Source organism: Paenibacillus wynnii, assembly GCF_030812855.1.
In the GTDB taxonomy this organism is placed as follows: Bacteria; Bacillota; Bacilli; order Paenibacillales; family Paenibacillaceae; genus Paenibacillus_AQ; species Paenibacillus_AQ wynnii_A.
This window is the reverse complement of record NZ_JAUSTK010000028.1, coordinates 23,436-48,708: the sequence shown is the minus strand read 5'-3', so window position 1 is coordinate 48,708 and position 25,273 is coordinate 23,436. Positions and strand designations below refer to the sequence as shown.

Annotated in this window: 23 protein-coding genes; 6 read left to right on the top strand and 17 right to left on the bottom strand. The window is 48.0% G+C overall.

The window, feature by feature from the left end; genetic code table 11:
• Positions 1-20: 20 nt before the first annotated feature.
• A complete protein-coding gene (locus J2T20_RS20845; RefSeq protein ID WP_307591245.1) occupies positions 21-593 on the bottom strand; it encodes a xanthine phosphoribosyltransferase in 573 nt (190 codons plus the stop codon).
• Positions 594-758: 165 nt separating this feature from the next.
• Between J2T20_RS20845 and J2T20_RS20840 the strand changes: the two genes are divergently transcribed.
• Positions 759-1,874: a YkvI family membrane protein gene (locus J2T20_RS20840; protein WP_307591244.1), complete on the top strand. Its 1,116-nt coding sequence runs from the start codon at positions 759-761 to the stop codon at positions 1,872-1,874.
• On the opposite strand, the gene J2T20_RS20835 is transcribed toward J2T20_RS20840, so the two are convergent.
• Genes J2T20_RS20835 through J2T20_RS20825 form a run of 3 tightly spaced genes read right to left on the bottom strand, consistent with a single transcriptional unit; the run spans position 1,861 to position 7,540 of the window.
• On the bottom strand, positions 1,861-5,052 hold the full coding sequence (locus J2T20_RS20835) for an AAA family ATPase (protein WP_307591243.1): 3,192 nt from the start codon (positions 5,050-5,052) through the stop codon (positions 1,861-1,863). The genes J2T20_RS20840 and J2T20_RS20835 overlap by 14 nt on opposite strands.
• Complete coding sequence (locus J2T20_RS20830; protein ID WP_307591242.1) at positions 5,049-6,398, bottom strand: metallophosphoesterase family protein; 1,350 nt, start codon at positions 6,396-6,398, stop codon at positions 5,049-5,051. The genes J2T20_RS20835 and J2T20_RS20830 overlap by 4 nt, the downstream gene beginning before the upstream one ends.
• Positions 6,399-6,403: 5 nt before the next feature.
• On the bottom strand, positions 6,404-7,540 hold the full coding sequence (locus tag J2T20_RS20825) for a glycosyltransferase family 4 protein (protein ID WP_307591241.1): 1,137 nt from the start codon (positions 7,538-7,540) through the stop codon (positions 6,404-6,406).
• 154 nt (positions 7,541-7,694) lie between these two features.
• Between J2T20_RS20825 and J2T20_RS20820 the strand changes: the two genes are divergently transcribed.
• Complete coding sequence (locus J2T20_RS20820) at positions 7,695-9,080, top strand: RsmF rRNA methyltransferase first C-terminal domain-containing protein (RefSeq protein WP_307591240.1); 1,386 nt, start codon at positions 7,695-7,697, stop codon at positions 9,078-9,080.
• A gap of 133 nt (positions 9,081-9,213) precedes the next feature.
• Positions 9,214-9,306, top strand: a complete 93-nt coding sequence (locus J2T20_RS20815) for a sporulation protein YjcZ (protein ID WP_205622770.1) — start codon at positions 9,214-9,216, stop codon at positions 9,304-9,306.
• A gap of 161 nt (positions 9,307-9,467) precedes the next feature.
• Here J2T20_RS20815 and J2T20_RS20810 read toward each other — a convergent pair whose 3' ends face one another.
• The 6 genes from J2T20_RS20810 to J2T20_RS20785 form a co-directional block, all read right to left on the bottom strand.
• A complete protein-coding gene (locus J2T20_RS20810; RefSeq protein ID WP_307591239.1) occupies positions 9,468-10,268 on the bottom strand; it encodes a Cof-type HAD-IIB family hydrolase in 801 nt (266 codons plus the stop codon).
• A gap of 22 nt (positions 10,269-10,290) precedes the next feature.
• Positions 10,291-11,046 carry a pseudouridine synthase gene (locus tag J2T20_RS20805; protein WP_307591261.1) on the bottom strand — a complete coding sequence of 252 codons (756 nt, stop codon included), beginning with the start codon at positions 11,044-11,046 and terminating at the stop codon, positions 10,291-10,293.
• A gap of 8 nt (positions 11,047-11,054) precedes the next feature.
• Entirely contained in the window at positions 11,055-12,596 is a 1,542-nt protein-coding gene (locus J2T20_RS20800) for an RsmB/NOP family class I SAM-dependent RNA methyltransferase (RefSeq protein WP_307591238.1), read from the bottom strand.
• 102 nt (positions 12,597-12,698) lie between these two features.
• The gene (locus J2T20_RS20795) at positions 12,699-13,151 is read right to left on the bottom strand and encodes a DUF309 domain-containing protein (protein ID WP_307591237.1); all 453 of its coding nucleotides are present in this window, start codon (positions 13,149-13,151) and stop codon (positions 12,699-12,701) included.
• Positions 13,141-13,953, bottom strand: coding sequence for a GTP pyrophosphokinase (locus J2T20_RS20790; RefSeq protein ID WP_307591236.1), 813 nt, complete (start codon positions 13,951-13,953; stop codon positions 13,141-13,143). Before J2T20_RS20790 ends, J2T20_RS20795 begins: the two co-directional genes overlap by 11 nt.
• Before the next feature lie 27 nt (positions 13,954-13,980).
• Positions 13,981-15,075 (bottom strand): quinone-dependent dihydroorotate dehydrogenase, encoded by a 1,095-nt coding sequence (locus tag J2T20_RS20785; RefSeq protein ID WP_307591235.1) that lies wholly within the window; start codon positions 15,073-15,075, stop codon positions 13,981-13,983.
• 207 nt (positions 15,076-15,282) lie between these two features.
• Here J2T20_RS20785 and J2T20_RS20780 point away from each other — a divergent pair, with 207 nt between their 5' ends.
• The gene (locus J2T20_RS20780; RefSeq protein ID WP_307591234.1) at positions 15,283-15,420 is read left to right on the top strand and encodes a hypothetical protein; all 138 of its coding nucleotides are present in this window, start codon (positions 15,283-15,285) and stop codon (positions 15,418-15,420) included.
• Here the strand turns inward: J2T20_RS20780 and J2T20_RS20775 are convergent.
• The 3 genes from J2T20_RS20775 to J2T20_RS20765 all read right to left on the bottom strand — a co-directional run bounded on the left by J2T20_RS20775 (position 15,417) and on the right by J2T20_RS20765 (position 18,670).
• Positions 15,417-16,838: a L,D-transpeptidase gene (locus J2T20_RS20775; RefSeq protein WP_307591233.1), complete on the bottom strand. Its 1,422-nt coding sequence runs from the start codon at positions 16,836-16,838 to the stop codon at positions 15,417-15,419. The two genes, J2T20_RS20780 and J2T20_RS20775, sit on opposite strands and share 4 nt — an antisense overlap.
• 136 nt (positions 16,839-16,974) lie before the next feature.
• Complete coding sequence (locus tag J2T20_RS20770; protein ID WP_307591232.1) at positions 16,975-17,217, bottom strand: ferredoxin; 243 nt, start codon at positions 17,215-17,217, stop codon at positions 16,975-16,977.
• A gap of 160 nt (positions 17,218-17,377) precedes the next feature.
• A complete protein-coding gene (locus J2T20_RS20765; RefSeq protein WP_307591231.1) occupies positions 17,378-18,670 on the bottom strand; it encodes a DNA polymerase IV in 1,293 nt (430 codons plus the stop codon).
• 222 nt (positions 18,671-18,892) lie between these two features.
• Here J2T20_RS20765 and cimA point away from each other — a divergent pair, with 222 nt between their 5' ends.
• A complete protein-coding gene (gene cimA / locus J2T20_RS20760; RefSeq protein WP_307591230.1) occupies positions 18,893-20,512 on the top strand; it encodes a citramalate synthase in 1,620 nt (539 codons plus the stop codon).
• 111 nt (positions 20,513-20,623) lie between these two features.
• On the opposite strand, the gene J2T20_RS20755 is transcribed toward cimA, so the two are convergent.
• On the bottom strand, positions 20,624-21,187 hold the full coding sequence (locus tag J2T20_RS20755; protein WP_307591229.1) for a TlpA family protein disulfide reductase: 564 nt from the start codon (positions 21,185-21,187) through the stop codon (positions 20,624-20,626).
• A 132-nt stretch (positions 21,188-21,319) separates the two neighbouring features.
• On the opposite strand from J2T20_RS20755, the gene J2T20_RS20750 reads away from it, so the two are divergent.
• On the top strand, positions 21,320-21,793 hold the full coding sequence (locus J2T20_RS20750) for a M67 family metallopeptidase (RefSeq protein WP_307591228.1): 474 nt from the start codon (positions 21,320-21,322) through the stop codon (positions 21,791-21,793).
• Here J2T20_RS20750 and J2T20_RS20745 read toward each other — a convergent pair.
• From J2T20_RS20745 to J2T20_RS20735, 3 genes are read right to left on the bottom strand one after another with little or no spacing between them, the layout of a single operon-like run.
• The gene (locus J2T20_RS20745) at positions 21,775-22,524 is read right to left on the bottom strand and encodes an exonuclease domain-containing protein (RefSeq protein ID WP_307591227.1); all 750 of its coding nucleotides are present in this window, start codon (positions 22,522-22,524) and stop codon (positions 21,775-21,777) included. The genes J2T20_RS20750 and J2T20_RS20745 overlap by 19 nt on opposite strands.
• Positions 22,521-23,594, bottom strand: a complete 1,074-nt coding sequence (locus tag J2T20_RS20740) for a DUF294 nucleotidyltransferase-like domain-containing protein (protein WP_307591260.1) — start codon at positions 23,592-23,594, stop codon at positions 22,521-22,523. The genes J2T20_RS20745 and J2T20_RS20740 overlap by 4 nt, the downstream gene beginning before the upstream one ends.
• 38 nt (positions 23,595-23,632) lie before the next feature.
• A complete protein-coding gene (locus J2T20_RS20735; protein ID WP_307591226.1) occupies positions 23,633-25,024 on the bottom strand; it encodes an ammonium transporter in 1,392 nt (463 codons plus the stop codon).
• Positions 25,025-25,273: the final 249 nt, after the last annotated feature.

Here is a 25,273-nt window from a genome sequence, read left to right as displayed (position 1 = left end):
AAAATGGGGCCAATTCCCGATTAATCTTCAAAAACAATCTTTCCTTCGCTTAGAGACTTAATTCTAACCAGAGACTCCAAACGGATGCCTTGCTCTCTAATCGTACGGGCACCTGCCTGAAAGCTCTTTTCAACAACTACGCCCAACCCGACAAGCTCAGCTCCGGAGCGCTGAATGATCTTAATCAACCCCCGTGCTGCATCACCGTTCGCTATAATATCATCAATAAATAAGATCTTATCCTCCGGCCCTATAAACTGGCGTGATAACATAATGTCGGTAACAATACCTTTGGTGAAGGAAGGCACTCTTTCGCACAGTGCATCTGGATCAGCTAGCAATGTCTTCTTGCGGCGTGCAAATACCAGCGGCACATTCATTACGAAAGCGGTGGCAAATGCTACGGCAATACCCGAAGACTCTACGGTTACTATACGGGTAATCCCACTATCCGCAAATCGCCCAGCAAACTCCCGTCCCATATCCATCGTCAGTTGGGGATCAACCTGATGATTTAGCAGAGCATCCAGCTTCAGCACCTGATCCGAAACGACAATACCCTCTTCCAAAATCCGCTGCTTCAATACTTCCATGATTTCGAACCTCCATTACCTTTATAATTGCAGACCTTCCGCTGTAATAAATACCCATAGGCAGGGACAGGCGGAAGTCATGTCCTTCTGTTCCTCATCATAACCTGTACTATATGGACTGCACAAGGCAATCCTGCTAAAGGCATATAGGGGGAGATCCATGAAATGAAAACAAAGGTCCGCACTTTACAGATTGCTTTCACTTATATCGGCACTATAGTCGGTGCCGGTTTCGCTACAGGACAGGAAATTCTTCAGTTTTTTACTCAATACGGCCGCTGGGCGATGCTGACCATTCTGCTATCCACTATGCTATTTATGTGGCTTGGCACCAAAATGATGATCATTGCACAGCGGATCGAAGCCGAGTCCTATGAAGACTTCAATCGGCATCTATTCGGAGAATATGCCGGAAGCCTTATAAGTCTTTTTACACTTCTCATTTTAATTGGTGTCAACAGTATCATGCTGGCCGGGGCGGGAGCTATTTTCGAAGAACATCTGGGACTCCATTATCAAACCGGGTTGCTGCTGACTATCGTAGGATCTTATTTTCTTCTAAGACGAGGGATATCAGGAATTATGCAAATCAACAGCACCGTTGTACCATTGATGCTTACCCTATCAATCATCATCGTGATTAATACCCTTACAATACCTGAAGCAGGACATTTCTTATGGCTTGATACGGATCGCAGCCCGTTACGGGCCTGGTTATCACCTATATTGTACACTGCCTTTAATCTGGGGATGGCTCAGGCTGTGCTGGTTCCCCTTGCACGACATACCAAGGATGTTAGAGCTTTGAAATGGGGAGGCATCCTTGGCGGTGCAGGAATCGGCTTTATGCTGTTGACTGCTCATTTCGCGATGAGTGCGCAAATGCCTGGAATCCTGCAATTTGAGATTCCAATGGGCAGTATTGCTTTTCAATTGGGCAGCATTGTACAGTTTGTATACTTACTGCTTATTTTCCTTGAAATCTTCAGTACCTTTGTTGCTGACATATATGGTGTCACTGCGCAGTTGAAACAGCATTTGCCCATTGCACCGAAGCTCATTACACCAGGAGTGATGGTCATCTGTTATGCCTTGAGCCAATTCGGCTTCAGTTCACTGTTATCGCTGTTCTATCCAATCTTTGGGGGGTTATCAATAGTATGGGTATATAAGCTGATTCTCAGCCCAGTGAACCCTCCCCCCAGAAATAACAATACCTCTATAAATAATGGCGATGTCTATCTACATACTCAACCTGTAACACGAATTACACGGAAATAATCTTTGCTGCCGGAATCAGCGCGATTGTCGCTTCAGCAACATGCCGATGACAGGTCATCATCACAACCTGCCTGGAAACGGACATTTTCCCGAGTAATGTAAGGGCTGCATGCAGTCGTTGTTCATCAAAGTTAACGAATAAATCGTCGAACAGCAGCGGCAAAGGAGCCTGACGAGTCATTGTCTCTGCTAGAGCCAGTCTTAGAGCCAGATACAACTGCTCAGCGGTCCCCCTACTGAGCAGACCGCTGTCAATTAATCCAGTATCCTTGTGCTCTGCTTTGAGTACCTTATGTCCTAGTGTCATCACGACTCGCCGATATTCCCCTTCAGTCAAGTGCTCGAAATAAGTGGATGCGAGCAGCAATACCTGCGGTTGCTTCTCCTGCTCATAAATCCGGCGGGTTCTCCCTATTAATTCGGCTGCTAGAACTGTAATCGCGTATTGCTCCGCAAGGTCCCGCAGTGCAGCCCGCTGCTCCTCCAAGCGCTGAAGAGGGGAATCCTCGAGACAGCGCTCCTTCAAGTTCTCCTGTTCCTGCAGGAGCTTACCCCGCTGCTGCAGAAGACGGTTACGTCTTTCTTCTTCCTCCGCTACAGTGGTCTCTAGAAGTAAATATTCTTCATTCAGCACTGAAAAATCCATATGATCCAGAAGCTTCAAGACCTCTGCTGTCCCCTCGGCACTGAGACCGCTGAACATAACAAGCTCCCACTGCCTGATTGATTTGGTCAACTCTATCCGTTGAATCATAGCAGCAGCACTCCGCAGGAAGTCTTCTCCGCTAGCAGCCTCCCCTTCGATCAGCAAATCCGTGCGTCGCACCTTCAATTCATCAAGCTCCCGGCGGCTCTCAGCTAGTTCCTCTTCTATTTTAACCATGCTTAGGGTTAGACTTTCACGGCGCAGCATTGTAGCCTTCATCTGTTCCAAATCGCTCTTACGCGCCTCTAGCCAACTAAGACGTGTTATGGAATCTATTTCAGTTCCACATTGATTAGCCAGAGACCGGCACTCCTCTTCGAAGACCGTACACTCCTGCTCCAGCTCCTTCAATCGATGCGATAATTTGCTTTCCTGGCGCAGCAATTCATTACCTTGTTCTACAATGCTGAATATATCAGGCAGCCCTTCAGGTGATAACCCGTCAGGCAGGTTATGCTCCAGTAGCCATTGTTCATAACGCGCAACTGTGTCTTGAAAGGATCTCTCCGCTTGGTCCAGCTCGTCCGCCAGCACCTTTTCCTGCCCGGTCAAGGACTCCAATTCTGTCCTCGCAGCATCGCGGTCCTGCGTCAGTTTCACCAAGCGTTGCTGCCAGGCTCCCCAAGCGTCCATCAGCTTGCGGAGCTCCTTCATCCCCGCCTCCAGCCCGCTTGCATCAGGGCTGGCGGCGGTTGGGTTGGCGGTTGACCGGCGCGGCGCCGGTCGGCCGCTTGTGTCGCTCTCCGGCGCAGCGCCGGAGAGCAGCAGCCCCCGCAGCCGAAGCATCTCGGCTGCGCTGCCGTCCCCGCCGGACTCAGGCGGGGACAGGTTCGGCCGGCGCTGCGCAAGCACGCCGGCCCAAAGGGTCAGATCGGCGGCGGCCAGCAGGCCTAGCGCGATCCAGGCGCTGACCGGCGGCGCCCCGGTCAGCCACAGCGCTGACGGCAGCAGCACCGTCAGCGCTGCGCCGGCGAGCAGCAGGCGCCGATAGAGCGAGGCCATGCGCTGGCGCAGCATGGCCTCGCTCTCACCGCCGCGGCTGCTCTGCGGCGTGCGCAGCAGACCTTCGCGCCAATGCTCGGCGGCCTGCTGCAGCTCATCCCACAGCTGCGCTGTTTCATGCGCGCTTACGGGACGCAGCGCGGCGAACAGCTCGGCACCGGCGGCTTGCTCCCGCGCCAGTGCCCGATCCGCCGCCTGCAGCTCTGCGGCTGCCGCAGCAAGACGCGAGCGCAGAGCATAGCGCTCGGCGCCAAGTTCCTCCATGCGGCGGTCATAAGCCGCAAATGTCGCCGCATAACGCCGCGCAGCTTCACGGTCTACCGCTGCGCCTGGAAACGAAGCCAGCTCGGCAGAGCTCCAGTCGGTATGGATAGTTCGCAGGAGCCTCCCCAGATGATCCTGTACCGACCGGAGTTCACCTGCCAGCCGCTGACGTTCCAGTCTACGATCCTCGTATCCCCCACGACGGCGTTCCAGGCTCTCGATTGCTGGCCCTTGTGCGATAAGAAGCTCATCCGGTTGACTCTCCTCAAGTTCCGTAAAGAGCTCCTTTTGGCTTCGCTCTAATCGGGCAACTAGCCCTTCCGCATTTCTGATTTCTCCCTCAAGACCTTCCCAACGGGCCACTGCATCCTGCGGAAAGGAGTCAAGAATCGGCAGTTCAGTTAGCTCAAGCCGAGCTTCGCTCCATTTCAGCCAAACTTCACGTACTTCCAAGGCCTTCCGCAGACGGTTAAGCCGAATGCTGGTATGAATGCGGCTCGCTTCCAGCTCCGATAGTTCATTTTCCGTAGTTGCAAGAGCAGTAATGTTCTCGTTGTAGCGCGGTAAATACGAACGACTCTCCGCAATTTGAAGTTCGAGCTTCTCCATAGCCTGCAATATTTGGGCCGCTTCCTGCAGCTTGCCGCGCGGCTTATACAGCCTATCGGCCTCCGCGAGAAGTCGCCGCTCCGCGCGCATGATATCTCCGCCGCCCCCCATTCCCGCATGAAATAAGTAGCTGCTCATTTCCTCCGACTGGAGTGCTGCCAACTGCTGAAGCTCGTCCAAGGTGACGGCGAACAATTGACGGAACATGCTGCGTGAGATGCCACCGAGCAGTTTTCGTTCCAGTTCGCTCTGGCCCAGCTCTTCTATCGTCCCATCCTGGCGGTTTAAGGTTACAGTCAGCTTTTCATTCTTGCCCTGTCCTGTAGAGCCCGCGTTATAACGGTGAATCCTCCAGCTTCCACCCTCCCTGTCAACCGCCGTCATGACGCCTCCGTGAAGGCCTCCTGTAGCTGGTTCATATCTCTCCAGCAGATTACTCCTTGAAGGGATACCAAACAGCATAGAGCGCATGAATTGAAGCAAGGTACTTTTGCCCGCCTCATTACGCCCATAAAGCACCGTGACTCCATCTCCCAATTCTATCTCTACATTACGCAGACGACCAAAACCGCTAATCTCCAGCCGCTGAATTCTCATGTATCCAGTCCTCCATCTTGACCGTGAAAAGCCGCTTTTTGTTCATCCTTCCCGGACTCTTCCACCCCGCTCAGCAGTGTTGCTCCCAGCTCAGCAGCCCGCTCCAGCCAGTTGCGCTTCTCTTCCACTCCGGTCTCAGACAAAATCCTTCTCAGCTCACGGTTCTCCATCATAGGCGCAAGGGCACTGCGAAACAAAACATCGAGCTCTTCTGTAGACTCTTTACTGAAATTTGCGAAACGGAGCAGTTCACCCAGAAAACTGTCCTCCTGCAAAAGTCGTTCTCGATCCATCTCCACACCGGTTTCCACGGCGAAGCCCTCTGTCCAGACTAATCCCTGAAATGCCTTTTGTTCCGCTTTGATCCCTTCACGGCGCTGCAGCTCACTTAACAGGTCCGCCACGGCCCCTTTTTCAGTTAGCAGCCTGTGAACTGCACCTCGCCCTGTTAACTGAAACCGAACAACGGACATCATCTGGGGATGTTCTTCTCTAATTTCTTTTAAAGCCCGTTCGACCGCTTCAATCCATTGGGTTTCATCCTTCAGCCCTTGAATGGATATTTCCCGGACTTGCCATCGTACAACATCCAGTTCATGAAACTTAAGGGAAGTAGCACCGTCCTCATTCACATCAACAACGTAACAGCCCTTTGCACCGGTTTCCTTGATGCTTCGCCCCTGGATATTCCCCGGATATACAATGAAGGGGCGCTCAAGCAAAATACTTCTCGTATGTATGTGCCCCAGCGCCCAATAATCATAACCTTTTTCAATGAGATCCTTTCGGCTGCATGGAGCGTAAGTTTCATGCTGTAGATCCCCGTCGACATTACAATGATGCAGAGCGATGTGGTACAATTCACAACCTGGCTTGCGTTTAAATCTTTGTGCCGTGTTCTCAATTACCTTCATGGTGGGGTAGGATAGTCCGCTTATAACAGCAACTTCACACCCGTCTGAACGTCGTGTAGCGGTTACATATTCAGGTGTATCACTACCAAACACCGTAACATGCTTCGGTGGATTACTGACCAACCGCGGCCCATCCAACGGATCGTGGTTACCATGAATCATGAACACTCCAATACCCGCACTTCCCAACTCCTGAAGCGCCTCCTGGAATCTGAGTTGTCCCTGGAGTGAAGAATCAGAGACATCATACACATCTCCGCTGATCACCACAAAATCAACCTGTTCCTTAATAGCCACGCCAACAAGCCGCCCGAGGGCGGCAAAGGTGGACTCCCGCAGCAGCGATCTTACAGCTGGCGGAATATGAGTCAGCCCGGTAAACCGGCTGTCTAAATGTAAATCTGCAGCATGCAGAAAACGGAACGGAATCATAGCAGTCACCCCTTAGTTCCCGGGTGGTATTGCAGATAAGTCTTCTTCAGCTCATTGGCGACCCGTGTCAGCGAATACAGGCTTTTTGCTTTCTCCCAAGCCGAACGCGAAAGCTCATACCGGTAGGAAGGATCGGCTATAACCTTTTCGAGAGCATCTGCTAGGGCCAGCTCATCGTCAGGATTGACCAGTAATCCATTCACTCCATCTTCAATCTGTTCCGGAATTCCGCCTACATTCGTGCCTACCAAGGCAAGGCAGCTAAGTGCAGCTTCTGCAAATACAGAACCGAACGCTTCCGCTCTTGAGGGTAGAACAAAAATATCAAAGAACGGCATGAACTCCTCCGGATGCAGCGTATACCCGTAGAAAATAGTCTCATTATATATCCCAAGAGATTGGGCCAGGCTCTCCAGATCCGTCCGTGAAGGTCCGTCCCCGATAATATGCAGGACATATTCATGTCCGCGTTTCTTTAATTCGGCACAAGCCTTAATCAAAGTGTCAATCCCTTTCGCCGGGACAAGGCGGGTTACCGTAACCAATTGTGGAATGCTGTTGTCATGGGAAACAGGTTTGAATCTTTTCTCATCGAAGCCGTTCGGAATGACTCCAATTTGAGAAGGCTCAGCAATATAAGGAGAGAGATATTCGGCAAAGGAGAGCGACACCGTCATTAACCGCTCACTGACATGCTCCAGCTCACGATATATAGACACCAGGAACTGATGCTCCAATCCATTCTCTACAATTGCCCCGTTTAATATCAACTCACGCTCATAACTAGAGTGCAGAGTTTGAATCAATGGAACGTCTGGAAACACTTTTTTCATTGCTAAACCGGCAATAGGATGATGTGCATGAATAAGATCATATTTCTTGTTTACACGAAGTCTCGTCCACCATAAATAATCGCGATACGTTTGTATATATTTTTGCACAATTGGACTTTCGGCGTATTGTGTCCAGTCAAATGTCTCAAAAAGTATCTCCTCATGACCCTTGTTACGAATCCGCTTAGGCAGCCAGAAGAGGTCCATTTCCCAACGGCTTGAACGAAAGCGTTCCTGAAGATACGGGATCATCGAAGAGACTCCACCAGGTTGTTCCGGTGGGAAGAAAAGCGCTTGAAGCAAATTCATTAGGTACATCCCCTTTACTATTGCCCCTGTTACGGTGTAGCCTGGCAATTATGATATAGTTGTGTATATGTACATTTTCAGGTACGCAAAGTTCCATAACTTGATTTTATCGGTATACACCTGAAACAGCAACAGACAAAAAGGAGAATGAATTATGAAGGAAGAACGGCTGCCCGCCGCTTTCACCACAACTATGAGAGATATGCTGGGACAAGAGGCGGACGCTTTTCTGGAAAGCTATACAGCCCCGAGAACTCAGGGACTACGCTTTAACCGGTTAAAAAGCTATACAAATTCAGAACATCATACGGTCTCGAATACCATTTCCCTATTCAATTTGGAACCCATCCCTTGGTGTACTGATGGATTCTATTACGAAGAGGCTTCTCGTCCTGGCAGACATCCCTATCATACTGCCGGATTATATTATATTCAGGAGCCATCGGCAATGTCCGCTGCCGAGCTGCTATCTCCGCTACCCGGTGAGACTGTATTGGATCTAGCTGCAGCGCCAGGTGGAAAAACGACGCACCTTGCTGCCTTGATGCAGGGACAAGGACTGCTTGTATCTAATGAAATTCATCCGGAGCGAGCGAAAATTCTAGCTGAAAATGTTGAACGACTTGGTCATACTTCTACCCTGGTTACTAGCGCGACACCCGGCGAGCTGGCATTGCGTTTCCCCGAGGCTTTTGACAAGATCATGCTGGATGCACCTTGCTCAGGTGAAGGGATGTTCCGCAAGGACCCCGATGCTATAGAGGAGTGGTCGCCTGAGCATGTATTGATGTGCGCAGCACGCCAATGGGATATCCTTCAGGATGCCTATACAATGCTAAAACCAGGCGGAAGCCTGGCTTACTCCACTTGTACTTTCAACCGCAAGGAGAACGAAGAAATCATTACCCGATTAACGGATAGCTATCCGGATATGGAGCTGATTACCCAAAAACGGTTATGGCCGCATTTAGAAAAAGGCGAGGGGCATTTTGTAGCTCTGCTGCGTAAACAAAAAGTTACGGCGTCGGAGGATACACAAGTTACTGCTAAACGCAAGTCAGGTGGAGGACGCGGCAAAAATACTCCAAGAGTCAATGCCTCTGTCCGTGACGCCTTTCAACAGTTTCAAATCTGGGCCTCGACTGAACTCCCTGGGTTTCTTGGAAAGGGTGTGCCGCTGCTTTTCGGGGACTCTTTATATCTTCTGCCTGAAGCTTTCAATGACCGTTTGCATATCGGGTTGCTTGACGGGCTGCGTATCCCTCGTGCCGGTCTTCATATTGCCCATTTAAAGAAAAACAGGATAGAACCTGCACATGCTTTAGCTATGGCACTCCACCCAACCCAAGTCTCCCGCAGATTCGATTTGGCTTCCGATGGGCCTGAAATAAAGGCTTGGCTTCGCGGAGAGAGTCTTCCTGTATCCTCTGACCTGCATGGTTGGACACTTGTAACGGTTGATGGTTTATCTATAGGTTGGGGTAAGGCGAGTTTGGGTCAGCTTAAGAATCATTTACCCAAGGGATTGCGTATCCTATAGCCCATATTGAGAGTATATAGGCTTCTGGCCAATCCCTGAGCCTTCCTTCTACATATGATGTCATTATCCCAGTAATACTGCGGCATTAGACGCGGTAACGGGAACTAGACATGTGACAAGGGAGGAATCAGACATGGGCGCACCTGGAGTAGGCTTCACATCTACTGGAGCAATTTTGGTACTTTTTATCTTGCTCGTAATCATTTCCCGTTCGTTATTCGTCTAAATTACACACCTCGAATAGTCCCTACACAAAAGCGGCTATGTCGTCCTTTTTTAGGATGGGCACGGCCGCTTTTTCAATAGAAAAATCACATCATTTGTCTCCCAGATAACAAAAAAAGCACAAAGCACCTGATAAGGTTTGCTTTATGCTTTAGAATGATGTCAGGACAAGCAGTATTTAATTAGCGCATCACGTACACCGTGTTCATTATTTGTACCTGTTATAGCATTAGCTGCAGCCTTGACTTCAACCGGTGAATTATCCATCGCCACTCCCATTCCCGCATAAGTCAGCATGGAGATGTCATTATAATAATTGCCGATCGAAAGTACTTCCTGTTGTGGGATTCCGAGCTGCATGGCCAGATGCTTAAGCGCATTACCCTTGGAAGCCTCTGGATGCATAAAATCAACAAAGAACTCACCGCTACGGAGAATGTTATACTCTCCACCCCATGTGCGCCACTCCCGTTCAGCTTCATCTAGAATATCGGATTGGGTAAATACCGTAAACTTCAGAATCGGGTCGCGGAACTCTTCCCAAGCGGGAAGCGTTGCCGGCAGCATCCGGAAATGCTCGTACATATAATTCGCTTCCTTGGTCAGGTTCTCCACATTATCCACGTACATGTCAAACGCAGTGTTTACATCAAAATGAATGTCCCGCTCCCGGCAGTATTCAATATACGGATCAAGACCGCGCGCATCCAAACCATACTGGTGTAGAATCTCACGATCCTTCACACGTACCGTTGCTGCTCCGTTATGACCAAGCACATATCCCGACAATCCCAATTCCTCCATGAAAGGAATGGAGTTCTGGGGACTCCGCCCCGTACATAAGACGATTTGTCCTCCCTTTTGGGTAACCTCAGCGATTGCTGCCTTGTTCTCAGCGCTAAGGTGATGATCATCATTCAACAGTGTTCCATCTACATCAAGTGCTATCAGTTTGTATCTCATACTCCACCATCCCCGTCTATTTCTATTTATCTGTTTCCCCCAGCATATTGAGCTCCCCGGCAGTCAATTCACGATAAGAACCTAGCGGCAAGGTCTCATCCAGCTTCAGCTCCCCCATGGATACCCGCTTCAGAAAGGTAACCTTTTTGCCGACAGCTTGAAACATTCGTTTTACCTGATGGAATTTCCCTTCGGTGATTACAAGAGATATATAAGAAATTACTTTTGTGCCCCGTTCTCTGCTTAGAATGGTTAACTGCGCGGGTTGAGTGACATAACCATCCTCTAATTGAACACCTGCTGAAAATGCGGCTACATCGTCGGAGTCCACTTCACCTTCTACCGTAGCTTCATAGGTTTTAGGAACATGTTTACGCGGAGAGAGCAGCTCATGAGCAAGCTTTCCATCATTGGTTAAGAGCAGCAACCCCACCGTATCCTTATCCAGCCTGCCTACAGGGAAAGGCTCGAATTGAGCATATTCCGTAGATAGCAAATCGAGTACCGTACGGTCCTTCCGATCTTCAGTTGCCGATAAAACACCGGGGGGCTTGTTCATCATTAGATAGACATATTCTCGGTAGAGAACCTTTTCTCCAGCTACTTGAATTGTATCCTTATAAGGATCAACATGTATACCGCTATCCTTAACTACAGCGCCATTCACAGTAATCAACCCTTGCTTCGCCTGCTTCCGGATTTCACTTCGTGAAGCAATTCCTATATGAGACAGCACCTTATCCAGGCGCTGCTTTTTGCCTTCATTGCTGGGTGACATCTTCATCTCTACGTCCACCTCCAACCTGCGGGATATTCATTTTTGAGCATACCGTCCTGCCATTTACCCCAACCTGCACTATACCCATCAATGCAGACCAGAACATAACCCTTATAAGGAATGCCCTCCGTCACAACCAGACGTTCCGACGGAACAGTCAATGTCTCTCCTTTGAGGTAAGACACCGCTTCACCATTCTCAGTAGAAAGGGACAAACTGCGACGGCTTTCTTCTGCACGCAACGCTGTAGCAAATGGATGCCCAGGAATGAAACGACCATTGCGCATGGATCCCACATACCATCCGGGACGAATCGTCTTTAATCCATCTAACGCTTCCTTAGGTAAAGGGGATATATAGATATGATCTCCGAAAAAAACAGGATAACCCCCCGGCTGAAACACCAACTGTTCCACAACAAATTGGCCGTAGGCCGCCAAGGCTTCTTCCTCTACTAGAGCAGATAGGTTACGACTGTTACTCCCCTCCGATTTCCCTTGGGGACGGCCGCCTTTTCCACCACCGTTCTTCTGCCTTGGCGATAATTTCACGGAAGAACCTTGCCTTTTCTTCTCACGGCTTCTATCCTCCGGCTTCACTTGTTGGGTGTAACCGGATTTCATAATGTCTTCCGCATCCGTCTCTTGATTAGCAGGGATTCCATTATGTCTTAACACAGCCATGAAATGCCCTTCGCCCTTCACTTTATGCGGCCATAGCCGAGCAGTTCCCGGTAACTCTCCAAAGCCCTCGGCGAATGATCCTGTTCCTCCTACCGGGACAACGGAAAACTGTGGATGGCCGGAGAGAAACTTCGCAATGGATCCCTCATTCTCTTCCATTGCAAAAGTACAGGTTGAATACACCAGCGTTCCACCGGGAGCCAATGCTGCGGCAGCAGAACTCAGAATTTCTTGCTGCATTGCAGCATATTTGGCCGGTGTTTCTGAATCCCACTGCTTAACCATGTCCTCATCTTTACGGAACATTCCTTCCCCGGAGCATGGAGCATCAATCAGAATTCTATCAAAAAAAGCAGGAAAGGCTGCAGCGATCCGTTCTGGACTCTCATTCAGGACGATCCCGTTGCGGGTTCCGTACAGTTCCAGGTTCTTAGCCAGCGCTTTGGTCCGTTCAGGGTGAAGATCGTTGCTCACCAACAGTCCCTTACCTTGCAGCTTGGCTGCAATCTGGGTTGATTTGCCGCCGGGAGCAGCGCATAAATCCAATACACGGTCGCCTGGAGTTACACCGAGCAATTCTACCGGTGCCATTGCACTAGGCTCCTGAATGTAATACAGCCCTGCATGATAGTAGGGATGCTTGCCGGGTCTGGCACCTTCCGGGGTATAAAACCCTGTAGGGCACCAAGGAATCGGCTCCAACTGAAAAGGTGAGATTTCTTGCAGCTGTTCCGCCGTTATCTTCAGTGTATTAGCACGGATACCCCCATAAGGGATTTCGCTATACGAATTTGCAAATTGCTCATATTCCGTACCGAGCAGCTCCTTCATTCTTTCGGTGAAAGAGTGCGGTAATTGCACTGCCATGAATACTGTCCTCCTGCTATCCAAACATTAGGTGATGAAAGACTCAAGGAACACCCCTGCGGGTGTCCCTCTAGCTGATCCATATTTGCTGCTGGATATTGTTTATTTATAATAAGATGCCTGAGGTCTTTGTGGACCTCGGCGCTGAGGAATATTGGGCTTTATACCGGGGGATGCCGCCTCTACTTCCAAGGCAAGCGCATGATCAACTATTTCAATGGTTAAATCGTAGTAGGGGAATGGCATTTCCTCATAGCTCTCCAAGCGTCCGGCATAATCCTGAGCCTCTGTCAACAGCTTGGCGAGATTGATGCCTAGTGTCAGTGCCGGATAATCCTTCAGCTTGTCGGTCGCACCTCTTAACAATATAGTTCCTCCGCGCACATTCCCGTTACGAAAATGATACAGACCCACTGCCACCTGAAGCAATCCTTTATAGAGCGGATCACGTTCCCGGGCAAGCCACAATTCTTCTAACACTTCATGACATTCAAAATAATCACGGTCACGATTAAAATAGATGAGATAAGCTATATAAAGCTTCTCATAAGCCATAGGGCTGGCTGCCCTTCTTCGCCTCGGATAGCAGTTTTCTTACGTGGTCTAACAAGTCTTTCATGGCATCCATATCCTGTGCTTGCCAAATCTCGTTAAAGCGCCCTTGGCATTCTATCGCTTCATTAACAAGATGATAGAAATATAATTGGTGGATAGCTTTCAACACTTGTGTTGTAGCATTGGAATTTTCCTCAAAAGTCTTCTGTGCCTCGAGGATCTCTTCCCGTATACTGGACATTTCACTATCCAATATCGACGCGGCTTCCGCTGCCGTCTTCAGGCGAATCCGCATTTCATCCGGCAGACTCTCCCGGTATTTATAGTTCAGGGAGTGCTCAATGGTGGCCCAGAAATTCATCGCCAGTGTGCGAATTTGAATTTCAGCCAACACAATCTTTTGCCCTAGAGCCGTTTGTACGGGATATTTTATAATCATATGGAAGCTGCGGTAGCCGCTCTCTTTATAATTAGTGATATAATCCTTCTCGTAAAGAACCTCTAGATCCTTGCGGTTTCGGATAAATTCAGCCACTCTGCGGATATCCTCCACAAATTGGCACATGATGCGAATTCCAGCAATATCCTCGATTCCAGTCTCCAGATCTTCCATTTTGACATTCAGCCGCTGTGCTTTTTCCAGAATGCTTGACAGCCGCTTCACTCGTCCTGTCACGAATTCGATCGGTGTATATTCCTCTCTCTTTTTCAGTTCCGATCGCATCGTTTTGAATTTAACCTTCAGTTCTTCCACAGTCTGTTCATATGGAAGTAAAAAAGTTCCCCAGTCCCTGTCGTCCATCTTCCTGTCCTCCTGTCCTAATCACCTTCAGTGATGATCTGCACCCACTGCTTCTGAAATATTCCGGAATCCATCACGCCGCAGCAATTGCCGTAATCCGGCATGAATTCTGCGATTAACTTCCGGTCCTTCGTATATGAGGGCTGTATAAATTTCGACCAGACTTGCGCCTGCCCGAATTTTCTCATAAGCATGTTGGCTTGTAAAAATACCACCGGATCCTATAATTGGCAGCTTCCCTTCGGTCTGGCGGTAAATCGAGCGGATGATCTCCGTTGAACGATCCCGCAGCGGTCTGCCGCTTAGGCCTCCGGTTTCTCCGGCACTCGAATGCTTCAAGCCGTCACGACTAATCGTTGTATTGGTAGCAATGATCCCGTCCATTCCGGTTTCTGTCAGCGTATGTACCATGTACTCCAGCTCAGAAGCAGTAACGTCCGGTGCAATCTTGACCAGCAGGGTCTTGCGAATGCCGCTAGCCTGACGCTGAATGTCCATCTCTTCTTTTACCTGATTCAATAGAAATGACAATTCACTACCATGCTGAAGACTGCGTAAATCAGGTGTGTTCGGCGAACTGATATTAACCACAAAAAAATCACCGTACGGGTAAAGGGTACGGATACACTGACGATAATCCTCGTGAGCCGCTTCATTGCTTGTAGCTTTATTTCGCCCTATATTCACCGCAATCGGAATGGGACGTTTGGTAATCTTTTTAAGCCGCAGAGCCATACTCTCCGCACCCTCATTATTGAAGCCCATACGATTAATGAGCGCTTCGTCCGAGGGAAGACGGAACAACCGCGGGCTCTCATTACCCGGCTGTCCCTTAGGGGTTACCGTGCCAACCTCCATAAACCCAAAGCCAATGGAAGAGAAGCCTGCAACCGCCTGGGCATTCTTGTCGAGTCCAGCCGCCAGTCCCACTGGGGTCGGAAAATGCTGCCCGAACAGATCTATCGAGAGATCAGCCGTTTCAGGAACACCATACATCAAGCGTAAAGCTGCGCGACCGCCTGGAAAAGCTGATGATTTCTCCAGACCGCCTACGACGAGATGGTGCGCCTTTTCCGGGTCCATTTTAAAGAAAAAAGGTTTGGCAATATTACGATACAACACCGCTCTCGCTCCTTCAAGGGGTCCATTACTATGCAGTTTCCCCTGGTTCTGTAGGTTTCTTCTTAATTTTAGCCTTTTCCAGTTGAAAAGAAAAGTTTTTTGCCCCTACGATTCTCAGGACCTCTCTATAGAGTATAGTATTTTTCTTACAAACGAATTACAATGTAAGGGTAACCACCGATGAATAGAGAAAGAAGGTAGAGCTGTATGTCAACTAAACGCAAACCTCCCACATTGCAGCAGAAGAAAGAAGATGTGAACCGCAAGGCAATTCTATGGGTCGGAGTAAGCCTTTCATTACTCGTACTTCTAATAATTGTTTTATTAATTGTAGCGGGTAATTAATTCAGCCAATGATATACTTTGTGGGGGTTGGTCTGGTTCTGAGTTGCAGAGGGGGAGAAGCGATCCTCCGGTATTAACAGCTCAGCGGGCAGAACCCCTTTACTAATCTGTACCTTTGTACCCCTCGGGACTAGCGCAAACAACTCCTCCACATCCTCACGCTTCATCCTTATACAACCTAGTGATTCATCCTTCCCTACACTTTCAGGCTCATTTGTACCGTGAATAGCATAGTTACTATCCGATAATTGTAATCCCCGGCTTCCAAATTCACCATTGTCATGACCGTTTGGATTAACGACCTTATCGGAGATAACAAAGCTCCCTTCCGGTGTTTTATTACCGCCAAGACCAACCTCATAGTTTCGTAGAATTATAGAACCGCTGGTCACAGCCAATCGGTGTTTTTGTTTATCTACAATGATTGTAAGCGGTTCTGACAGAAACGGCATTCCCGCTTCGCTTATTGCTGCAGATGGAGTGGCAGCGGTTCCCCCTGAAGCTCCTGCAGGAGAGAGTTGCTTATCTGGAATAGCCGGAAGAGTTGGGGTAATGGTCTCGGCAGCTGCTTTCATAAGCGTCATGAAGGATACCTTCATCGCAGGAGTGGTACCTGCCAGCCAATTACCCGGGAAGGGACTTGCCAGTTCCTTCAGTGAAGCAGGTGAACGCCCTTTACTATTAGCAAAGGCTCTAATCGAACTCCACAACGCAGCCTTCTCTACCTGCTGCTCTTGCCACTGCGCAGCCTTCGCAGTCAGCTCTCCATGCTCCGGCGGTTGACATGAACAGGCTACCGGATCGTAGTCTTGATACGCTGCCTGCCCGTTACCAGTTTTAGCCACAGTGAATTTTAGAGGAAGCTTCTCCTTCCAGAGCAGCCATTTACCTGAGCGTTCAAGACCTAACACAGCTATCCGTGCAGGTGTTTTTTTATTCTGGAGAATATTCATGAATGCCTTTCCAGAAGTAACCCCGTTCACTTCTTCTGCTGTGAATAGAATTTCAGCAGCCTCAGCTTCGATAGTGACTTCATTGGGTGTAGGACCCGTATCACCTGCAAGATTATTTACCTGCCTCTTCCCGGTTTCTTTATCTATGTATATACCCGGGGAGACGTACGAAGGCATGATGAGAAGCAGCAAAAACATCAAGCCCAGAAGCCATCGGCGGACTTTAAGCTTGCTTAGTTGACGCTGTTGGTCCGCTCGCATAAGTCCCTCTTCATATTCCCGCAGGACCTCACCAGGCACCTTGCTGTGCTCGAACGCCTCATAAACCTCTCCAGCTTCATTGAAACAGTAATTCGCTTTACCTTCCTGACCATTCTTATAATATTCCTTACCAAGCAAGTACCATGCCATCTTATTATCAGGGTGCATCTGTACATACGCCTTGAGGTGCTGCGAGTTTTTCATCGGGACCTCCGTCATGTAATGATATCTTCCTTAATATATATCGGCAAAACCGGATAATAAAAAAAGACATCCCAGCCGAATGAAGCCGGCAAACGGGATGTCTCTCGTAATCTTACGTTACTAACTTACAGAATGATTAACCTTCTTTGTTAAAAGGTTCATCCGCGATTTTAATGGAATCCGTAGGACATCCATCAGCAGAATCTTGCAAATCATCAAACAAGTCGTCAGGAATAGCTGTGTTTCCGTGGTTACCATCATTCTCATAGATGGTTTCCGCTAAACCTTCATCATCATAATCAAAAATATCAGGGGCCGTCGCACCACACGCACCGCAAGCGATGCAAGTATCTTTCTCGACCCAAGTATACTTAGCCATAGTTATCTCTGCCTCCTGTTAAACATACAACGCCCTTGTAGCAGCGTGTTATTTTTCTCATATTAATATAAATAGACTTCAATTTCAATGGGTTTTCAAGACGTTTGCATTTCTGACGCAATCTGCGGCAACTTAATTCACACGCTTCAGATCATTCGTGTCATACATTATCATGATCTATATCCTTTAAATTATCCTTCTGCAGCGAGGTTCCGCGTTCCTTGTGATTTCGCAAACGTGCTGAATGTGTGTCACTTAACATACCTGCTGTTAATACAGCATTCTCCCCAAACTTGTTGCGCAGCATATCCATCGCCTTGTTTAATGATTCCTTCTTCGGCTGGCGTTCATAATCAAATAAATCTAATTGGATGGCGGATTCTTCTTTCGCCTTTAGACCCTGCAAAGTCACACCCAGTAATCTTACAGGTTTTTCAGCCTTCCAGTGCTTTAAATAGAGATTACAGACTGCTTTATATATATCTTCAGCACTTTCAGATAGCGTATCCAGTTGGCAGGAACGAGTTATAGTCTTCATATCCGGGGTACGGATCGTGAGTTGAACTCCGGATGCCATGAGACTCTGCCGCCGAAGTCTACGCGCTACTTGATCACACAGATTAAGCAGTATAGGCCGAGCCTCAATAATACCCAACACATCCCTTGGCAGTGTTGTTGTGTGCCCTATAGACTTGCTCTGCTCCCTCTCCGGATTCACTAATGAGTGATCGACCCCATTGCCGGCCCGCTTTAGCCAAGATCCCAATACACCGAAATTCTGAATCAGCATTCCTTCTTCGGCTGCAGCGAGCTGTCCTATACTGTAGATTCCAAGCTTACGCAGCTTCTCAGCGGTTTTGTCACCAATCCCGAACATCTCATTGCAGGGCTTATCCCATAGGACTTTTGCGACATCCCGTAAACGCAGCACGGATATGCCATTCGGTTTCTTCAGATCAGATGCGATTTTGGCCAGCAGCTTGTTAGGGGCAATTCCAATCGAGCATGGCAGGCTAAGTTCTTCCATAATACGATGTTGGATATTCTCCGCGATCTCCAATGGCGTACCAAACTGCTTCGAGCCTGTAATATCGAGATAACATTCGTCAATAGAAACAGCCTCAAGCATGGGCGTATAACTGTATGCTATTTGCATGAACGCATTGGAATATTTACGATATAAGTGGAAGTCGGGTTTGATTACCATCAGCGAGGGACAGATCCGTAGCGCTTTCTGCACCTGCATTCCCGTTGAAATCCCCAGTCTCCGCGCAACATAGGAACAGGTTACAATGATCCCCTTCCTCAATTCGACACTGCCCGCAACCGCAGTTGGTTTCCCCCGATATTGATCAGGGTCCTCCGCTTCGTGAACAGAGCAATAAAAAGCGTTCATATCCACATGCAGGATTACCCTGCCACTCGTTGGATAATATTGATCCACATTCTGCACAATATCTACCTTCTTATCTATGGTTTCTATTGTCCAATTTAGAATACCCCTACCCAACCCTAAGGTCAATATAGAGGAAGTCTGGAAAGTTCTTTGTTACATTCCCGCGTAAAAATGCTATAATATAAAAATTCATTTCCCTTAAGCGTATGCTTCTGAGGCGAGTTTTGTAAGAAGCTAATTCCGGAAGTCAACACTCACAAAACTTTTAGGAGGACTCTCATGTCTAAGTCCATCTCCATCTTCGATACAACTCTTCGTGACGGCACCCAAGGCGAAGGTATCAGTCTTTCGGCTGATGATAAACTAAAAATCGCCAAGAAACTTGATGATCTGGGTGTTCACTATATTGAAGGTGGCATACCGGGAAGCAACAATAAAGACATTGAATTTTTCAAAAGGGTCAAAGATCTGCATTTGAATGCCAAAATCACCGCATTCGGCAGCACCCGTCGGAAAAACTCTCTAGCTGAGCAAGATGACAACCTGAAGAGAATGATTGATGCAGGTGTCCCGGCAGTCACGCTGGTCGGCAAATCATGGGACTTCCATGTCCATACTGCCCTTCAAACGACCTTGGAAGAAAATCTCGCCATGATCGGTGATTCGATCTCTTTCCTTAAGCGCAACGGGCTCGAAGTTATTTTCGATGCCGAGCATTTCTTCGACGGCTACAAGCACAATCCCGAGTATGCTGCTGCTGTTCTCGCCAAAGCACGTGAAGCCGGAGCCGATTGGCTTACTATGTGTGATACGAACGGTGGAACACTGCCGCAGGAAATACATGGCATCATCTCCACAGTCTCACTTCAGCTCTCAGGAGCTCAGTTGGGTATTCATACTCATAACGACTGTGAGCTCGCAGTCGCGAATACGCTAAGCGCAATCAGTGCAGGTGCCCGGCAGGTTCAGGGGACGATCAACGGGTACGGTGAACGCTGCGGGAACGCTAATTTATGCTCTATCCTACCCACACTGCAGCTCAAAATGGGTCTCCACTGCATTCCCGAAGAAGCACTTTCACAGCTTACAAATACAGCTCGCTACGTTAGTGAGGTAGCCAATGTCAACATGCCTGTTAACCAGCCTTACGTAGGTGCCGCAGCTTTTGCTCATAAAGGCGGTATCCATGTATCAGCTATTTTACGGGATTCCCGTACCTATGAACATATAGAACCTGAAAAGGTCGGAAACAAGCAACGTGTGCTCGTCTCCGAGCTGGCTGGTCAGAGCAACGTGCTCTCCAAAGCACAGGACATAGGTTTGACATTGGACCCAAGCAGTGAACAAGCGCGCAAAGTTATCGACAAGATCAAAGATCTAGAACATCAAGGTTATCAATTCGAGGGCGCAGACGCCTCTCTGGAGCTGCTGCTTCGTGAAGCCACCGGTGAAGTGAATGAGCTGTTTACCTTCGAATCCTTCAAAATGCTTGTAGAAAAAACAGCCGGCAGACCCGTCATCTCAGAAGCCTTTGTGAAAATAAAAGTCGGTGGCGAAAGTCTATATACGGCTGCGGAGGGCAACGGTCCGGTAAATGCTCTGGACAACGCACTACGTAAAGCGCTGCTGGCCTATTTCCCTCAACTAAAAGAAATGCATTTATCGGATTACAAGGTGCGGGTGCTTGATGAGAAAGATCAAACTGCAGCTAAGGTTCGTGTTCTTATCGAGTCCAAGAACTTTGTAGATACTTGGAGCACCGTGGGTGTATCCGGAAATGTTATTGAAGCAAGTTGGGAGGCTCTTGTAGACAGTATGCGTTATGCGCTTCTGGGACAAATCTCACAGGAAAACGAAACAAACACGGATAGAGAGCCTAGAGGACTGGTCAATCATTAAAGATCAGGCTTAGCATACGAACACCCCCGATAAGCTGGTTAAACTACATCAGCTCATTGGGGGTGTTTTTTGATTCACGTACACTTGCCATTTATGCTATTCTGATAAAAACTAAGGTTCTGTCACAGCCTTGATTTTCTCTTCCAGTTCCTCTGGTGTTAACAATCCCAGAACAATTTCGGAAATGACTCCATTCTTGTCGATTAGCACATTCGTTGGAAATGCAATACCACGGTATTGGGCAAAGACGTCACCCTTTAGGTCAAACATGACCGGAAATGTCAGACTATATTTTTTTATAAACCGTTCCGCGTTGGGTTTATAATCATGACTGGTCACATTAATTCCATAAATGTCCAATGAATTCTTATATTTCTCGGCTAATGCATTGAGTTCCGGAGCCTCCAACTTACAAGGATCACACCAGGATGCCCAAAAATTCAACAGGACAGCTTTTTCCTTAGGTCCCCCGATGGTATAGGTTTTGCCGCCTACTCCCTGCAGAGTAGACTCAGGGGCTAGCTGACCGGCTTTTACAGCATTCCCTGCCGTAGATTCATTCTGCTGTTGAAAAACGGATACGGACTCCGCAGGATTATTTCGCCATAGCACAAGTACAACAAGAAAAACAACAAGAGCAATAACCGTTAAATTACGTTTATTAACTGCTTTCATGATGGGTCTGTCCTTTGCAAATAGGATAGTTTCTCCTATTGTACCCCCATTTACCGAAGATTCAAACCTGAAGGAGAGAAAAAAAAGAGATTCCGTCAGAGACGGAACCCAATGAAGAGAGAGGGGTGAAGCATGACAGCATTCCAGGGAAATATCCAGCCCATAGAGCTGGCGTGTTCCGTACAGCAGGCACTGGGGGAGCACCTGCTGTCCTGTTATCCGCGCGAAGCTTGCGGAATCCTGCTGGGAGCTGCCGCAGCGGGAGGCATGCGAATCGACACCTATGTGCCTCTTCGCAACGTAGCGCCTGACCCGCTGCACGCTTTCATCCCTGATCCCAGGGATTGGGTGGAAGCTTTATATCTAGAACCGGCTCCTATCGGCCTGTTCCACTCCCACCCTCATTCAGCGCCTATTCCATCTTTAGCTGATCTAAAGGGATTACCTGCCCTTGGCCCAGAATTTCTTGTTTACTTAATTGGTTCACTTGGAAGAGAACCTAACATCCCCCTTGTGAATGGATACCTCATCGACCGCCGAAGGAACTCTAATGGGAAGTTGTCCCTTCGTCTTGTGGAAGCCCCCATTTATGCTCTGCTTAAATAAGCATAAAGATCTCCTAACGTGTCTACTTGACGCCGCTGGGCGATTTCCTTCAGATACGATACCCATAATTTAGCTGTCATTTTGGAATCCTCCAGAGCATTGTGTCGCCCGTAGATCGGTATTCCGTGATCACTAAGCAGTTCATCAAGGTTATAACTTGCACGCTGAGGCTCCAGCCAACGGGCAATCATCATGGTATCCAGTACCCTGTTGGTAAGCTGGACCTTAGATGTTTTCCAAAGAGCTGCATTAAGAAATGACTTATCATGGGTACTTGCATGCGCAACCATAACATTTTGACCTACAAAAGACATAAAATTATGAAGACAGTCCATTAAGGAAGGAGCTCCCCGTGTCATTTCACCCGAAATTCCGGTTAGCTCCGTAATATTCGAAGGGATTTGGGTTTGACAGTTAACCAGTGTATAAAAGCACTCGTCTTCCTTAATTTCTTGCCCGATTACCTTAATTGCTCCAAAGGACATAATCTCATCCCCGTGCTGATGTGAAAAACCCGTAGTCTCGAGATCAAATATAATCGTCTCCAGTTCCGACAGTGGAGTATGCAGTACTTCAGGCCGCCGCTTCTCGCGCATCAAGGAACGGATAAAAGCCATTTGCTGAGCGGTTTGTTGAGCGGACTCTCCACCTCTCATAGATGCAATTGCGGACGGCATACCACCTTGTCTCAGATTATTCCAGAATCCTCCGCCTTTATTCGGCTCTTTCATAACTGCCTCCTTTCCGCTGATCGGAGCTGGCGTTGCAGGGTACGATGCATTCGCCTTACAATCAGCAGACTATCGCGCAGCTCAGACAGTTGTTGTTTATTCTTCAACACACTTCCAGCGACATAATCGCTGCTGGCTAGGAGTCCATCCTGACTCACGTAAGGTGTATTTACACGCATCCGGAGTCCTGTCAAAAAAGCCTCCCGAATACCTTCCATCAACCTGGTTTCACCTAATAACTGAAGAGCTTCAAGTCTTTGTAAGGTCGACGTTTCCCAAATTCCATGCTGCAAAGATAAATGCCTCACATAATTTACTAGAGGAATATAAACTCCATACTTAATATCAAATCCGCCGGCATGATCTCCGAATCGTTCGGTCAATACCTGTCCGAGCAGATTAAGCGTTGCTTTGTGCCGAACCGTATTCCTTAAAATAGCTGTGGAAAGTCTCTCATTCGAAGTAACGCCGGCATGAAAGGATTCTCGCCATCTTCTAGATAGTTCATCACTTCCAGAGATATGCCTCATATCTGACGATATCAAAAGATACCGTATAGGCTCCCACGCCAACTGCATCCTCCAATCTTGAAGCTGTTGCTCCCATTCCGGCAGCGTTTTCCGCCACAGAGGTTCAGAGCACATGACCTTTCCTTCGCATTTTTCATATCCAACCTCTGATAGCAAATCGGAGAGCATATTTCCAAAGGGCTCAAAATAACGAGTCTTAGACTCGTCTGAGTCTCCTTCAATAATTAACCCATTATCCTGATCACTCCAAAGGGTAGCCTCCTGTCTGCCTGCGCTGCCGAATACTATGAAAGAATAAGCACATGGAGGCGAGCCGTAGCCCGCCTCCTTCATTTGTGCCTCACATATTTGCACCGCTGTCTGAGCAACCCTATCGTGCATCAAATTCACACGGTACATCCATTCCTGGGTAGGAATAAGATTTAACTGTTCTAGAAGTATACTTTGGCAGGCAATACGACTTCGCCTTAATTCCGCTGACGAACCGGCTGTTACGATGGACATGTAGTCCTTATTCTTACTCCAATCTGCTGTCTCCATCGATGTCACACGGTCCGCCTCCCTTAATTGAATTACAATTAATGTTTCAGGGTTTTGGATTCCGATTCAGCAATCAGCTTCATTTGTTCAGGGTAACCGTAAGTACCATGCTCGCTGATGTCCAGACCCATTAATTCTTCTTCTTCCGTTACACGAATGCCAATAGCCATTTTCATTACATAAAGGATGATGAAAGACAGTACGGCTACGAATGCAAAGGTTCCAGCTACACCAAGCGCCTGTACTCCAAGCTGATGTAACCCACCGCCGTAGAATAAGCCAGCTTCACCAATACCAACTGCTTCTACAAGTCTAGGTGCTGCGAACAAACCAGTGGACAACGCTCCCCACATCCCTGCAATACCATGCACTGAGAAGGCATAGATTGGATCATCCAGTCCAGCACGTTCCAACCATTGGGAAGTCATGAATGTAAATGCACCTGCTACCAGACCAATGATGATTGCCGCCCAAGGCTCAACGAATGCACAAGCTCCTGTGATGGCAACCAACGCTGCCAGAACACCATTTAACATGGCTGGAATATCGGACTTTCCAAAATATAACCACGAAGCGATCAAGGCAGCCAGACCACCAGCAGCAGCTGCAATGTTCGTTGTCAGTGCAACATGGCCAAACAATCCACCCATTGGTGATAATGCACTACCAGGATTGAATCCGAACCAACCTACCCATAGAATGATAACACCGAGAACAGTGAATACTTGGTTATGACCAGGAATGATTACCGGTTTACCTTCTTTATTAAATTTACCCAAACGAGGCTTAAGTAGGATTGTAGCAACAACTGCTGCTGTTGCCCCTGTCAGATGGACAACTGTCGAACCTGCATAATCTTGCATTCCTAATTCAGCCAACCAACCGCCGCCCCAAACCCAGTGAGCAACTACCGGATAAATGAGGACGGAGAACAAAATTCCGAATATGATATATACACTCAGCTTTGCACGTTCCGCCATACCACCAGATACGATAGCCAACGAAACCGCTGCAAAGGCCATTTGGAACAAGAACTTAACATTCAATGTTACATCTGAGAATGCTAGTGACTCAAATGATGATCCGGTAGAATCTCCGCCGAATAAAAATCCGGTGGTACCGAAGAATCCATTACCGTTACCGAAGCCAAATCCGAATCCAACAGCCCAGAAACACAGACTCGCGATCGCAAGAGTCAATACCGTTTTACCAGCAACGTGACCGGCATTTTTCATCCGGACGGAACCGGCTTCCAGCATTGCGAATCCAGCTTGCATAAAGAACACTAGGATAAAGGCCAAGAAGGTGAATGTCGTGTCCAATCCAATTAATAATTCCGGACTAGTAGGACCCTCCGCTGCAAAAGCACTCACTGGGTAAGCCATAAGTGTAAACATGGCCAACACCATTACCAACCATTTCTTTTTCAATTTCCCCACTCCCCTATGTTATATTTTCTAACAAAGCGTGAAACTCTTAATGTCATTATAATCAGAAGTCAGCTAAATTGACAAGAGTATTTTTTGGAAAGTTGAAATTAATGAGCTAAAGCCTCATTTGGCTTTGTCCTTAAAAGAAAGTTGCATTTTTATGCATAATATATATATATGTAATGAATATTGGAAATAGGCATATACTTTATGTAAGTGTGACGTTTGACTGTACGGTTTCCTGTTTGT